At 47.7% G+C, this 12,482-nt stretch carries 19 protein-coding genes and 1 riboswitch; of the genes, 7 read left to right on the top strand and 12 right to left on the bottom strand.

Annotated elements, in window-relative coordinates; all coding sequences use genetic code 11:
• Nucleotides 1-124: 124 nt before the first annotated feature.
• The 5 genes from HBAL_RS11470 to HBAL_RS11450 form a co-directional block, all read right to left on the bottom strand.
• A complete protein-coding gene (locus HBAL_RS11470; protein ID WP_015828107.1) occupies nt 125-1,432 on the bottom strand; it encodes a JmjC domain-containing protein in 1,308 nt (435 codons plus the stop codon).
• A gap of 127 nt (nt 1,433-1,559) precedes the next feature.
• Nucleotides 1,560-1,952, bottom strand: coding sequence for a hypothetical protein (locus HBAL_RS11465; protein ID WP_015828106.1), 393 nt, complete (start codon nt 1,950-1,952; stop codon nt 1,560-1,562).
• Between the two features lie 111 nt (nt 1,953-2,063).
• Nucleotides 2,064-2,273, bottom strand: coding sequence for a SlyX family protein (locus HBAL_RS11460; protein ID WP_015828105.1), 210 nt, complete (start codon nt 2,271-2,273; stop codon nt 2,064-2,066).
• Between the two features lie 225 nt (nt 2,274-2,498).
• Nucleotides 2,499-2,771, bottom strand: a complete 273-nt coding sequence (locus tag HBAL_RS11455; RefSeq protein WP_015828104.1) for a hypothetical protein — start codon at nt 2,769-2,771, stop codon at nt 2,499-2,501.
• Nucleotides 2,772-2,921: 150 nt separating this feature from the next.
• Nucleotides 2,922-3,164, bottom strand: coding sequence for a hypothetical protein (locus HBAL_RS11450; protein WP_015828103.1), 243 nt, complete (start codon nt 3,162-3,164; stop codon nt 2,922-2,924).
• 175 nt (nt 3,165-3,339) lie between these two features.
• Between HBAL_RS11450 and HBAL_RS16910 the strand changes: the two genes are divergently transcribed.
• Together HBAL_RS16910 and HBAL_RS16775 are read left to right on the top strand one after the other, a co-directional pair.
• Entirely contained in the window at nt 3,340-3,717 is a 378-nt protein-coding gene (locus tag HBAL_RS16910; RefSeq protein ID WP_015828102.1) for a hypothetical protein, read from the top strand.
• 113 nt (nt 3,718-3,830) lie between these two features.
• On the top strand, nt 3,831-3,986 hold the full coding sequence (locus HBAL_RS16775; RefSeq protein WP_159098036.1) for a hypothetical protein: 156 nt from the start codon (nt 3,831-3,833) through the stop codon (nt 3,984-3,986).
• 420 nt (nt 3,987-4,406) lie between these two features.
• Here the strand turns inward: HBAL_RS16775 and thiC are convergent, their stop codons facing one another.
• Together thiC and HBAL_RS11425 are read right to left on the bottom strand one after the other, a co-directional pair.
• On the bottom strand, nt 4,407-6,299 hold the full coding sequence (gene thiC, locus HBAL_RS11430; protein WP_015828100.1) for a phosphomethylpyrimidine synthase ThiC: 1,893 nt from the start codon (nt 6,297-6,299) through the stop codon (nt 4,407-4,409).
• Nucleotides 6,296-6,724, bottom strand: a complete 429-nt coding sequence (locus HBAL_RS11425; RefSeq protein ID WP_015828099.1) for a DUF1801 domain-containing protein — start codon at nt 6,722-6,724, stop codon at nt 6,296-6,298. The genes thiC and HBAL_RS11425 overlap by 4 nt, the downstream gene beginning before the upstream one ends.
• Nucleotides 6,721-6,850: riboswitch (TPP riboswitch) on the bottom strand. It overlaps the preceding gene by 4 nt.
• A 99-nt stretch (nt 6,851-6,949) precedes the next feature.
• Here HBAL_RS11425 and HBAL_RS11420 point away from each other — a divergent pair.
• Nucleotides 6,950-7,933 carry an acyl-CoA thioester hydrolase/BAAT C-terminal domain-containing protein gene (locus HBAL_RS11420; protein ID WP_015828098.1) on the top strand — a complete coding sequence of 328 codons (984 nt, stop codon included), beginning with the start codon at nt 6,950-6,952 and terminating at the stop codon, nt 7,931-7,933.
• Between the two features lie 200 nt (nt 7,934-8,133).
• Nucleotides 8,134-8,367: a hypothetical protein gene (locus HBAL_RS11415; RefSeq protein WP_015828097.1), complete on the top strand. Its 234-nt coding sequence runs from the start codon at nt 8,134-8,136 to the stop codon at nt 8,365-8,367.
• A 69-nt stretch (nt 8,368-8,436) separates the two neighbouring features.
• Here HBAL_RS11415 and HBAL_RS11410 read toward each other — a convergent pair whose 3' ends face one another.
• Nucleotides 8,437-9,189 (bottom strand): SDR family oxidoreductase, encoded by a 753-nt coding sequence (locus HBAL_RS11410; protein WP_015828096.1) that lies wholly within the window; start codon nt 9,187-9,189, stop codon nt 8,437-8,439.
• 156 nt (nt 9,190-9,345) lie between these two features.
• Between HBAL_RS11410 and HBAL_RS11405 the strand changes: the two genes are divergently transcribed.
• Nucleotides 9,346-9,789, top strand: a complete 444-nt coding sequence (locus HBAL_RS11405) for a winged helix-turn-helix transcriptional regulator (RefSeq protein WP_015828095.1) — start codon at nt 9,346-9,348, stop codon at nt 9,787-9,789.
• 32 nt (nt 9,790-9,821) lie between these two features.
• Here the strand turns inward: HBAL_RS11405 and HBAL_RS11400 are convergent, their stop codons facing one another.
• From HBAL_RS11400 to HBAL_RS11390, 3 genes are read right to left on the bottom strand one after another with little or no spacing between them, the layout of a single operon-like run.
• Nucleotides 9,822-10,139 carry a DUF6881 domain-containing protein gene (locus HBAL_RS11400; protein ID WP_015828094.1) on the bottom strand — a complete coding sequence of 106 codons (318 nt, stop codon included), beginning with the start codon at nt 10,137-10,139 and terminating at the stop codon, nt 9,822-9,824.
• On the bottom strand, nt 10,136-10,720 hold the full coding sequence (locus tag HBAL_RS11395) for a hypothetical protein (protein WP_015828093.1): 585 nt from the start codon (nt 10,718-10,720) through the stop codon (nt 10,136-10,138). Before HBAL_RS11395 ends, HBAL_RS11400 begins: the two co-directional genes overlap by 4 nt.
• A 3-nt stretch (nt 10,721-10,723) precedes the next feature.
• Nucleotides 10,724-11,086: a ribonuclease E inhibitor RraB gene (locus HBAL_RS11390; RefSeq protein ID WP_015828092.1), complete on the bottom strand. Its 363-nt coding sequence runs from the start codon at nt 11,084-11,086 to the stop codon at nt 10,724-10,726.
• 119 nt (nt 11,087-11,205) lie between these two features.
• On the opposite strand from HBAL_RS11390, the gene HBAL_RS11385 reads away from it, so the two are divergent.
• Nucleotides 11,206-11,574 carry an ArsR/SmtB family transcription factor gene (locus HBAL_RS11385; protein WP_015828091.1) on the top strand — a complete coding sequence of 123 codons (369 nt, stop codon included), beginning with the start codon at nt 11,206-11,208 and terminating at the stop codon, nt 11,572-11,574.
• Nucleotides 11,567-12,061: an SRPBCC family protein gene (locus tag HBAL_RS11380; protein ID WP_015828090.1), complete on the top strand. Its 495-nt coding sequence runs from the start codon at nt 11,567-11,569 to the stop codon at nt 12,059-12,061. Before HBAL_RS11385 ends, HBAL_RS11380 begins: the two co-directional genes overlap by 8 nt.
• 33 nt (nt 12,062-12,094) lie before the next feature.
• Here the strand turns inward: HBAL_RS11380 and HBAL_RS11375 are convergent, their stop codons facing one another.
• A complete protein-coding gene (locus HBAL_RS11375) occupies nt 12,095-12,478 on the bottom strand; it encodes an MmcQ/YjbR family DNA-binding protein (RefSeq protein ID WP_015828089.1) in 384 nt (127 codons plus the stop codon).
• Nucleotides 12,479-12,482 lie beyond the last annotated feature (4 nt).

Here is a 12,482-nt window from a genome sequence, read left to right as displayed (position 1 = left end):
ATATGAGCTGCGTATATATAGTATTTTCGTGTTGTCTAAAATTCAGTCGAGCGAGCATAAGTGCGCCTTGATGAAAGAGGGGCTGCACCAAGCATTGTATCGAATTATGCGTTGCGATAGCAGCCTATATGATTTCTAACACCCTGTTTTTATAGAGTGTTTGCAAGTGTGCGCCAATCTCTGGAATCGTGGGAGCATTGGGCGCTGTATTCCATGATATCACATCTGGAACAGAAAAACTTCCCGAATGGGACGCCATTTTTTTTAGGATAGGCGTGGCGTTTTTTGGGAAATTCAAAATTCCATTATCGCAAGGCACGGCCAGTTGATCAGCTGTTTGGATAAAGCGGAGCGATTTGCCGACAACGCGAAATCTGTTTTCTGGGCTGAGTGGGCGCAATGGCATATCGGGATCTGGCTGCCATCCCGTATATGGGTTTTGGGTTAGAGACTCCAACCAAGCTGTGTTGATGGTGTCGGTTTGGTCGATAAAGCTTTGCGCTTTTTTATGGAATTCATCTAAACGGTCATGCAGATAGGATTTGATGTTTTCGGGTGTCTCGCCGGTGATATTATCGAGCGTGACAGGGGGACCGCCGCGCCAGTTTTCGTCGTGTGATAAATGCTCTAAAAATAGAGGTGCGAGCTGATCGGAAAAATTACGCGGCGCGAAATATAAATTCAGCGCCAAAGAAAACCCAATGCCTTTGGCGGCATGCCAAGCACCTGCTGGCAAACAAAGCAAATCACCTGGATTGAGTTCGACTTCTTCAAATTCTAAACCATCGGGCGGGGTGCCTGTATCTATATTGGCGGGTTCAACGCGGCCATCTTTGAAGACGGCGTTATTATCGGGCCATGCTTGGGCGGGTGTGGTGGAATATATCCAGCGCTTTTTACCTGCGATTTGCAAAGTGGTGGCGATGCGTTTGTCATAATGCATGGGCAAGCCGGCACCATCGGGAGAGATATAGCAATTGACGCCGACTGTGCCTGTGAAATTAAGCTGGCTGCGAATGGCCTGCGCCCACCGCGCCAAGGCAGGATCTGCCATATGGATATTGGTGATGCAGATTGTGGCACCTGCATTTAAAAGCTCACCCACTTGCTTGATATAAACCTGAAACATGGGCTTGCGGCTGCCGTCTTTTTCGCCGCCAGCAAAAGAGGCCATAAGATTAAAGCGCGGGTCTTGGATTTCCTCACCTCTGGCGAGGGCGTGACTGAGTTTTTCCCAGCTGAAAATATGTTCAAATTTATTGGAGGTTCCGCCCACATTAAAGGATTTTTTGGCAAAATAGGAATTGGCAAACTCTTGCCCCGTCATCGGGCTGAGTAATTGTGAGAGTTCATCGCCGCTTGGGGAATTGGGAGCGTTATCATCTTCGAAATGACCAGCATCCAGCAATGAATTAAAGTCTGTTATCTCCATTGAGGTTTTCCGATCCGCCGACAATTTTTTTAAGCTGGCTTCAGATTTAAACCCAATGAGAAAAATGTTCAACAGCGCAGCAAAAAGGGCGGGGATGAGCCCGCCCTAGACGCAATCTGATTTATAATTAGTGGCGAATGATTTCGCGAACGATTTCACGTGTGGCCGTTTTGACAACATGGTTGATGAGCGGATCATGTCTCACCACTGTTTTTGTGACGACAACACGCTGTGGCGCATGGCGGGAGTCATAGCGGGGCGCATTGTGCGCTTGTGAGACGTACACAGTCTTGCCGCGTGCGTTGTGCGCGTGAGTTGTCTTGCCGCGTGTATTTTTTGCGTGGGAGTTGTGTGTCACTTGCACATGCTTGACGACTTTTTGCTTTGCAGGTGTTTGGTGCACCACCACCACTTTTTCCGGTGTTTTTTGAACATGCGCCGGAGCAGCCAGAGCGGGAACTGCCATTGCCATGCTCAACGCGCCTGTGATGGCCATAGTTTTAATTAGCTTGGTAGACATGAGAACCTCCGTTTTGTTGTTCTATGGAGGTTATACGCACAAGGGGAGGTAAATCCGTCGGTGGGGACTGTGTTTGCCTTTTGAGTGCGGCCCTAAAGGGATGAATGCGCGCTAATAATGGGGCGGTGGCTTGTGGGCTGCTGGTGTGTCTGCATTGGAGGCCACGCTCTCTTCAACGCGCTCTATCTCGCGCTTGAGCTTTTCAATCAGCTTCCATTGCTGGGTCACTGTCGTGTTCAGCTCTTCAATCGTCTCGTCCTGATAGGCGATCCGCATTTCAAGCGCGTCAAGGCGGCTAAGGGCATCTGAGATATCTGTCATGGGGAGGGTTTAGCGCTGGTTGGTGTGTGGGGCAATGGAAAAGGGGGATTGGCGCAAATTTATCCAACACATGCCAAACGGGCGTAAGATGCTCTTCATCGTAACAGGCAGGAGAGATGACCTGCTGGGGCGGTAAAGGTGTTTGACATTGTGGATTTTTAGGGCGTGAGACGGGGTATATGCAGCAGTCTCGTGGGAGGCAAAATGGTGCGTTCGTTCGCGTTGTTATTCAGTTTCAATTCGGGCAACATAAAAAGGGTTTTCTCCGCACGACAATACAAATGGAAGTGAAGTTCGCTTCACATCCAACAGGGTGCTGCGTTTGTCTTTTCGATTCAAGCTAGCTCCGATTATTTCGTCTTTAGAAAGGTGCTGGCTAACCAGTCTTCGCAAAACTTCTTCAGCTTGTTTTTCGCCAAGAAGGTGGACAGGAACACGAATTTTAAAAATTGATTTGGTTCCATCAAATCCTTCAATTTGCCACCATCGTTTTTCCATTATTCACCATTCTCTTAATCAGTCGGTTCGCGTTTTTCACCAAATTCATTGAGGTAGAATTCGTCGCCTTGTTCGATGTTGGCATCTGAGCACGCTGTATCTTAGCTGGAGCTGTGTTCAGACCGGTGGAAATCCGTTGGATTTGTTTCCCTATGACTTGATTGTAATTGATGATGGTGAAATTAGGCTCGGTGCAGATCCGGACGCTGAACTCATTCTGATTTTGTAGCCATCTTTAATAAGCTTGGGCAGATCGCTTATATTATCCACCTCAATATAGTCTCTTTTAAATCTAGTTTCACTGGCAACATATTTTCCGTTCTTGTGTAGGTGTGGTGTTAGTTCTTCACCTTTGTTTTTACCACGAACGATTTTTGCTGATATTTTAATCATTATCTTCCCCAATAAATAATTCAAACCACTTTCGAGATTCCTCTTTAAAATGCAACCTAAAACTATCTGTGTTCCGAGGTTTGAACTGGGAACTAGATACCGGGATATGACACGCAGATCGTAACTTGGTTGTTGCATTGGTCGCCCGTCGTACTGGAAATCCGAGGAATTAATAGTGTTTACTAACGACACCATCTTGACAATATTGTCTATTGAAGCAAAATTTAATATCGAAACGATAATTAATAACGTAGAGGAGTCAAGAGTGATTTCAGGAATGTCAGGTATAAGTGGTTCGAATTGTATAATGTCAGGAATGGTGGAAGCACGTATAGAGAAAAACTTAATTGTTAGCGCCTCGATTGAAGGAACTAAAGGTGATTATAGGGTAAAGTTCCAAGGTATCGGGGCGGAGTGGAATGGTGAGAATTTGTACTTGAGTAGCGTGAGAAACCCCTATGAACCTCGTGTGTTTAAGAGCTTAGATGGTGCAGTTTCACAATTGCAGAAACTGGGATTGAGTCGTGTGGATATTCGTGTGCTAGCCGTTTAAATTATTGAGGCTTAGGAAATTCATTTTGCCATAAACTTCGTGTGACTGGTTTTAAGACAGTCTTGATTGATGCGTGGATCCCGGATCGCGCTTCGCTTGTCCGGGATGACATTTTGAGTGGGTGGCCTTTGGGGCGTCGTCGTATGGTGAGGCGTTGGGCTTGGAGCGAAACAGCGTCATGCCCGATGAGCTTGCTTGAAATGCAACCTAAAATTATCTGTCATCCCAAACTTGGTTTGGGATCCACTGTGCCGCTTGGCTGGCGTTGACGTGTATGCAAAGGTGGCACGCCAAAACGTTTTTGTATGAAGTCGCGAGGCCAGTCTTGATTGAGACGTGGATCCCGGATCGCGCTTCGCTTGTCCGGGATGACATTGGGATGTGGGTGGCCTTTGGGGCGTCGTCTTATGGTGAGGTGTTGGGCTTGAAATTAAACAGTGTCATACCCGATGAGCTTGCTTGAAACGCAACCTAAAATTATCTGTCATCCCAAACTTGATTTGGGATCCACTATGCTGCTCGGCTGGCGTTGAAGTGTATGCAAGGTGGTCAGGTCAAAACGTTTTTGTGTGAAGTCGCGGGGCTAGTCTTAATTGAGATGTGGATCCCGGATCGCGCTATGCTTGTCCGGGATGACACTGGATGTGTAGGGCTGGATCCCCGCTTAAGCGGGGATGAGCGGTTTTGCCTCAATCAATCGGTTCGCGTTTTTCGCCTGACTCGCTGAGGTAGATTTCGCCGCCTTTTTCGACGAATTTTTTGCTCATTTCGCTCATGCCTTGTTCGGCTTCGAGTTGGAGGGCTTTTTTCTCATTGTCGGAGAGTGTGTCGGCGTAATCGCGCACGTCTTGCGTGATTTTCATGGAGCAGAATTTCGGGCCACACATGGAGCAGAAGTGCGCCACTTTGTGCGCGTCTTTTGGCAATGTCTGGTCGTGGAAATCACGGGCTGTTTCAGGGTCTAGCGCGAGGTTGAATTGATCTTCCCAGCGGAAGTCAAAACGCGCACGGGAGACAGCATCATCGCGGATTTGCGCGGCAGGGTGGCCTTTGGCAAGGTCGGCTGCGTGGGCGGCGAGGCGGTATGTGATCACACCGACTTTAACGTCATCACGGTTTGGCAAGCCAAGATGTTCTTTTGGCGTCACGTAGCAAAGCATGGCTGTTCCGTACCACCCAATCATAGCCGCCCCGATACCGGAAGTGATGTGGTCATAACCCGGTGCGATATCTGTTGTGAGGGGGCCAAGCGTGTAGAAGGGCGCTTCGCCGCATTCTTTAAGTTGTTTGGTCATGTTGACCTTGATCTTGTGCATTGGCACGTGACCTGGGCCTTCAATCATCACCTGACAGCCTTTATCCCAAGCGATTTTTGTCAACTCGCCAAGTGTTTCAAGCTCGGCAAATTGGGCGCGGTCATTGGCGTCCGCCACAGCACCCGGACGCAAGCCATCACCCAAGGAGAATGTGACGTCATACTTGCGCATGATGTCACAGATTTCTTCAAAGTGGGTGTAGAGGAAGCTTTCCTTGTGGTGGGTCAGCATCCATTTGGCCATGATGGAACCACCACGGGACACGATACCACATACGCGGTTTACGGTGAGGTGGATGTATGCCAAGCGCACACCAGCGTGGATGGTGAAATAGTCGACGCCTTGCTCACATTGCTCGATCAATGTGTCGCGGTAAACTTCCCATGTGAGGTCTTCGGCGATGCCGTTTACTTTTTCCAAAGCTTGGTAGATTGGCACTGTTCCGATTGGCACAGGGGAGTTGCGCAAAATCCATTCGCGGGTGTTGTGAATGTTGCGACCTGTTGAAAGGTCCATCACATTGTCTGCACCCCAACGCGTGGCCCAGACCATTTTTTCAACTTCTTCTTCAACAGAAGAGGTCACGGCGGAGTTACCAATATTGGCGTTGATCTTCACGAGGAAGTTGCGGCCAATGATTTGCGGCTCTAGCTCTGGGTGGTTGATGTTTGAGGGGATAACCGCGCGGCCACGGGCCACTTCATCGCGGACAAATTCAGGTGTGATAAATTCTGGAATTTCTGCGCCAAAGCTCTCTCCTTGTGCCACTGTTTCAGCAGCATTGGCTACGGCTTCCTTGCGGCCCATGTTTTCGCGTTCGGCGATGTAGATCATCTCTTTGGTGATGATGCCGGCTTTTGCAAATTCATATTGGGTGATTGGGCCATCGCCTACACCGCGCAGGGGCTTGTGCTTGGTTGGAAATTCGCGGGCAAGGTGTTTACCTGTCGCGCCGCCATTATCTTCAATTTTGATTGGGCGGCCTTCATATTCTTCAACGTTTGAGCGCGCTTGTACCCAGCCATCACGGATGCGCGGCAGACCTTTTTCAACGTCAATAATGACGGATGGGTCTGAGTAAGGGCCGGATGTGTCATAGACGGGCACGGGCGGCTCATTCGCGCTTGGGTGGAGGTCAATCTCACGGCGGGGCACAGATAGGCTTGGGTCTGCGACAGGGTGAGTGTAAACCTTGCGAGAGCTTGGCAGCGGGCCAGTCGTCACTTTAGGTGTTTCAAACTCGTGTTGGGAAGTTGGTTTGTTCATTTTGATTTCCTAGAATGATATGTGAGCGCCATAGAAATACACTGTTCTAATGGTTTCACAGGAAGAGGTGCCTGAGCTGGCAGGCGAATTTCTCGGTTGTTTATAAAGGTGAGTTCGTCGCCAAAAAGCGTTTGCCATTCTGCAACGAGAGTTGTCTGGCAATGCACAAAAAGACTGACCGAATTAAAGGTTTTGGTGTCCCAGCCAAGACGAATTGTGGTTCCGCTTTTGGTTTCATTGGTGAGATAAGATAATTGGCCCCATTTAAGGGTTTCGGTGAGCTTGCTAACACAAGGCAATGAAACCGCGATTTCAAAAATCAAATTACGAAGCGTGTCTATTTGATTGCGAATGGTAGGCGGACAGCTTTCAAGCACAGCCAGTGTATCTGGCTTGGGTGGCGGTGGTGGAATGGATATGTTCACCCGTTTCGCTCCGTTCCTACGCTGGTTGAGGGCGTTATTGCCCGCTTTCCAGATCAGGTTCAAAGGGTGCTAGGGAGGTATTGTCCCCATCTCAGCGCTTAACCATACGCGCCCCTCGGAATGGCTGAAGATAGCTGATTTATCCTATGGGTCAATTGTCTTTTTCTTTTGTCCGAATATGGTGGCTAGATTCGCTAATTTTGTTGTGAAAGTGTTTTGAAAATCATGCGTAAATCTATTTGGTCGATGAGTATTGGTGCGGCTTGTTTGATGATTGTAGGATGTGCTTCTCCGTCTATGACTGAAGGTGATTTGGTCGAAACATCACAGCAAGATCTATCAAATATTGAGCTGCGCAATCCTGATTTATATGCTGATTATTTTCCCGCTGGCCTGAAGGCGAATGGTGCCACGATTTTGCTTATTGGTGGTTCTGAAGGCGGATTGAGCGAAGCTGGACGAAGAGATGCGCTGTTTTTCCAAGATGCTGGATTTAATGTGCTGCAAATGTCTTTTTATCTTGCTGAAGGGCAGCCTGAAAATCTTGAGATGATCCCTTTGGAATTGTTTCATAATGCGATTGATTGGCTGTCTGCACGCGAAGAAGTGAGCACTAAACAATTTGGCATAATGGGCACGTCAAAAGGCGCTGAAGCTGCTTTAATTGTTGCAAGTCGTCATTCTGAGATAGATGCCGTCGTGGCGGTGGTGCCGTCCAGTGTGTCTTGGCAAGGGATAAATTGGTCGCGAGATGGCCGTGTACCCGAAGCGTCATGGTCTTTGAATGGGGAAGCTGTAGCTTCTATGCCATATGGCGTATGGGACAATGAATTAGGGCTGTTTTCTCTGTATGAGAACGGACTGAAAGCGCGTGAGCAACATCCTGATGCGTTTATCGAGATAGAGCGTTCCAATGCGGCGACGCTGTTGGTGTGTGGAGGTGCTGACATGTTGTGGCCATCCTGTCCTATGGCCGAGCAATTGAAATCTCGCGCGATTAAGAATGACGGCCCTGAGGTGGATATTTTGAAATACGCTGAGGCAGGACATTTTGTTTCCGGTTTGCCAGATGAAAGTGTGGATTCAAGTGATCAAACGCCTGTTACATTTGGAGGGACAGTTGCGAGCAATCATGCTGCTCAGTTAGACAATTGGCCTAAAATCCTAGCGTTCTTGAATGAAAATCTCGTTGTACATGGCGATGAATAGATAAGCCTATTTCGGTTGTTGTTTAACACGCAACGATCTTTGCGGCCTCCCCAGCAGTAGCGCATAAAGGTTTGCATGGAACTTAATGCAATTTGCGGCGTTAACTATGCAGGGCCGATTATGAAACGCGAGCTTTCGTATGAGAGTGACCCGTTGTCGGGGTGTTTCATAATTTAAAGCTGTTGGAAGGAAATAGGGAAATGAGCCGCTTATTAAATAGTATCGTGTATGGCGTTTTGATCGCATTTACAGTCACAATGTTTTTCTTGCGATTAACAACAGGATCATTTGAAGATGCTGGCGCGCGCGTTGATCGCTGGACTGGTAATGCAGCTGACGATCTTAAAGTGGTTGCGGCAGAAGCTGCTGACCAAGCAAGTGTGGTCGCAAAAGACATTGCCGATGGGCCGGATAATTCAGATGCATATCAGTAAAATATAATGATCGTTTGAATAAAAGGGAGCAGGTTTAAACTTGCTCCCTTTTTTGTGTGTTGATCTAGTCTATCGGTGCAATGCATTCAGTGTATGCATTGTTTGCTCCAGACGGTTTTCTTTTTCGGCATTTCTTAAGAATAAAACTCGCTCAACGCAATTTTCTAGTGGCACTGGTGTTTCGTGGAAATTGTGCATTGTTTCTGTGATGAAATCATCCATCGTCATCATAGCTGGATCATCTGCATGACCTTCCATAATGTCTGATTGAACACCGGGCGGAATGATTTCGATGATGTCTATTTCTTTCTCAAATTGTCCGCGCAGGGATAGCGTCCATGAGTGCAGGGCGGCCTTGGTTGCGTTGTATGTTGGCGTTGCAAAAAGCGGCGTGAACGCAAGGCCGGATGTCACATTGAGGATTGCAGCATTTTGCGTGGTGCGAAGATGGGGAAGCAATGCATAACCCAGCTGAATGGGGGCGAGTAGGTTTGTAGCGATTGTGAGCTGAGCGTCGGCTGTATCAATATTTTCAGCCTTTAAGTTTTCAGGCCGCATAATGCCTGCATTATTCATCAAGATGTTGAGGCCTGGGTGAGTGGTTGTAATCTGCTTGGCAAACTCAGCGATGGCATCTGCATCCGTCATATCTAGTTGATAGGCCTGCATATTATCGCGTTCGCCGATGGTTTCTTGAAGCGCGTCCATGCGGCGTCCTGTGATGATGACAAAATTTCCGAGTGCGTGAAACTGGCGTGCGAATTGGCGTCCAATGCCAGAGCTGCCGCCTGTGATCAGTATCGTGTTTCCTGAGAGCTTCATTTTTGAATTTTCCTGTGCTGTCAAATTGTCCTTGTCTTGCTTTTCTAAGTCTTGCTTCTGCGGCCAAGGACTTGCCAAGCATGTGGGAAATCTCTAACTTTTGGAAAGTAGGCACCTAAAAGAATTATACTTACCTAAAAGAGAGTATTGGCTATTATGGGCATCTCAACCTTCAATGACACATTCACAGACGATGATTTTCAGGAAGCTGAGCGCTATTTAAGCGAAACACCGCCTAGCGATGTTGATCCGGCTTTGGAAGCGCTCGTGGTGGAAATTATTGGGCGTGTGGCTGATAAATGGACAATGCTTATCCTTGAGGAATTGCATGAGCATGAAGTGTTGCGGTTTTCCCAATTGGGGCGACAGGTTGAGGGGATTAGTCAGAAAATGCTGACCCAAACATTACGCTTTATGGAGCGAGATGGGCTGATCGAGCGAAAAGTGTATCCGCAAGTGCCGCCCAAAGTGGAATATAGGCTGACAGAGATGGGCGAAAGGTTGGGGCGGGCGTTTTGCGGTGTGTGGATCTGGGCAGAACGCAATCGAGAGGCAATTGAAAAAGCGCGAGCTGATTATGAAGCTAGAGCGCAGGCATAATTTTGATATTTTCTCAGCCTTAAAATTCCAAATTAGTTTTTGATGTTTGCCCGCATAAATAGTTTATCAAATTGACTTTTGCTGATCTCATTATAGCTGAAATCAGAGGTTTGGAACAGAATATCATATGCGTCTGAGCTAGGAAATATTCCATCGCACAAGCAGGATTTGTTGGCGGGTGGAGGATAGCGGCGCAATGCGATTTCGAGGCTATCGGCATAGGGGATGCCATCGTCGAAAATCTCTATCATGCGGGTAACGCATTTGGTGGGCTGTATTTCGTAATACAGCTCCATAGGTTCATCGGGCAATGTATCATGCCACATGACACGTAGATATTTCGCGCTCATTGATCGGTTGGAATGTATTGATCAACCAACTTTTTGACAGCTTCAAGATCTTCAAGGTGGACAAAGAGAAAAGGCGATTTGCGCTCTTGTGTTTCTGCGTTGGTTTGGTCGTTTTCGTCTGCATCGTCGGCGGAACGCGCGAGCATTAGGATTTGCGTTTCGCCTTGGCCATCAATGCTGGTGTGGGAGATGTCTGCCATATTGATTTCATCAAATATTTCGGCATTGTCTCGCATGGAGATAGCGCGTTGGTCTGTGATGAAATAATGCGCCGGCATGGAATGCGCACCAATGAGTTTGAAACGCTCAACAAATGCCCAAAGGGCGACGAGCGCCACGAGAATAGCAGGGCCGGTTATGATTGTGGCGATTAGGCGGGCGCTGCCTGCATTCTCATTTGCCCCCCAAAAACCATTGGCAAATAACAGCATTAGATACAATGCGAGCACAAGCATAGCGGCGGCCAGTCCACCATAAATGAGGCGACCTTTATTGTTGATCGCATTCATAATCTGGGAGTCGATTGGGGCATCCCAGATTATGTTTTCATTCGGGTGTAAATCTAGTTTCGGAATTGGCATAATTTAGTTGTTTTCTGGCGCATTACCATAAGTTCCCCAGCCATCAGCTGCACCGCCCAAAGGCTCAGCGATGGCATGTAATTCCTGCTGGATTTGTACAATTTCTTCATAGACGGGGATCATGTGGATTGAGCAGTACACACTCCAGCGGTCATCTTCTGGATCTTCCGGGTCTGGCTCGATGATTTCTACTTGATAACCCTTTGTTGCAAGCTGGGTTTTGCAAGCTGCGGCGACTTTTTCCGCGATATTTTCAGGATGTGCATCGATAGCAAAATCAATCACCATGGGCTGATCCATATCGGAGCCGTCATCACGGATATGACCGAGCATTTCGCCATCAAAATCATCTGGGTAGTTAAACATGGTCTCCGCTTTCGGTTTCTGGATCTAATTTGCGCCGAAACTAGAGGCTTTTGCTTTTGGGTCAATCTAAGTTTTCAATCGGTGTTGACTCTTATGGCTCAATATATAACTAATAAGTTATGGAACAAATTGGTTATATAAAAGATCAGCCTAATCTTGATGCTATATTTGCTGCACTGGCGGACCCGACACGGCGCGCGATTATATCAAAGCTAGCCAGCGGCGATGCAGCCGTGGGTGATTTGGCGCAGCCTTTTGCGATGAGTCAGCCTGCAATATCTAAGCATTTGAAAGTGTTAGAAAAAGCAGGTCTGATTGAGCGCCGAGTGGATAAACAAAAACGTTTGTCTCATCTTAAAGCGGAGCCCATGCAGGCGGCTGTGAATTGGCTGGAGCAATACAAGGAATTTTGGGAGAACAGTTTTGATCAGCTCGACACCCTTTTGAATGAATTAAAAATGGAAGAGGGGGAGAAGCCCAATGAGTGAATTACCAAAACTGATTATTGATCGCGAGTTTAAAGCGGCGAAAAGTTTGGTCTGGAAATGTTGGACGCAGCCTGAACTGCTGGCGCGCTGGTATGGCCCTAATGTTGAGACGGTGATTCACAAATTTGAGCTAGAAAAAGGCGGAGAATGGCTCAATGAAATGCGCATGGAAAAGGGGGCCATGTTTAGCAAGGCTGTTTTTGAAGAGGTGATGCCAGAAGATTTGTTGAGCATGCTTCTCTCAACCACGGATAAGGATTGGAATATCATTGCTTCCCCCATGATGCCTGATTGGCCGGCGACGCTGCTTACTATCGCGGAATTTGAAGAGGTGGGCGGTGTGACAAAGCTTAGATTTACATGGAAGCCGCACAATGCATCTGATGCTGAAATAGCTATGTTTGCCAGCATGAAAGATCGCATGGGCGGCGGTTGGGGTATGGGCTTTAATCTTATGGATGAGCTACTTGAAGAGCTGCAAACCTAATCAGCGTGAGACGCATAAAGTGCAGGAGAGGGGTTAGTCCTTTAACAGTCCCAGCTCTCTTTGTCGTTTTTTGGTTAGTCCTGTCGCGACGATGTCGTGGCTTTGTTTGATGTAGGTTTTCATCTCTTCATCGGAAATGGTTTCATTGCCTGTGCGTTGAACCCATTTCATACCGCGAGAGGCAAGATATGGCGCGGGGCGGCATCCGGGAACGTCTCTGATTATTTCCCATGCCATTTCAGAGACTTTGATTGAGATGCAAATATGATCGGGATCGTCATTTTGAATGTCTTTGGCCCATCCGCCGACGGCGAAAACTTTGCCGCCAATTTTCCAAACATGGGCATCACCCCATTGCACCACATGGGTTGTGTTTGGGATGGACTTACAGAATGCGCTATAATCCTGAAGTTTCATATCG

Origin of the sequence: Hirschia baltica ATCC 49814, assembly GCF_000023785.1 — a bacterium.
GTDB lineage: Bacteria > Pseudomonadota > Alphaproteobacteria > Caulobacterales > Hyphomonadaceae > Hirschia > Hirschia baltica.
The sequence above is the reverse complement of the archived record's forward strand: the minus strand, read 5'-3'. Positions and strand labels throughout refer to the sequence as shown.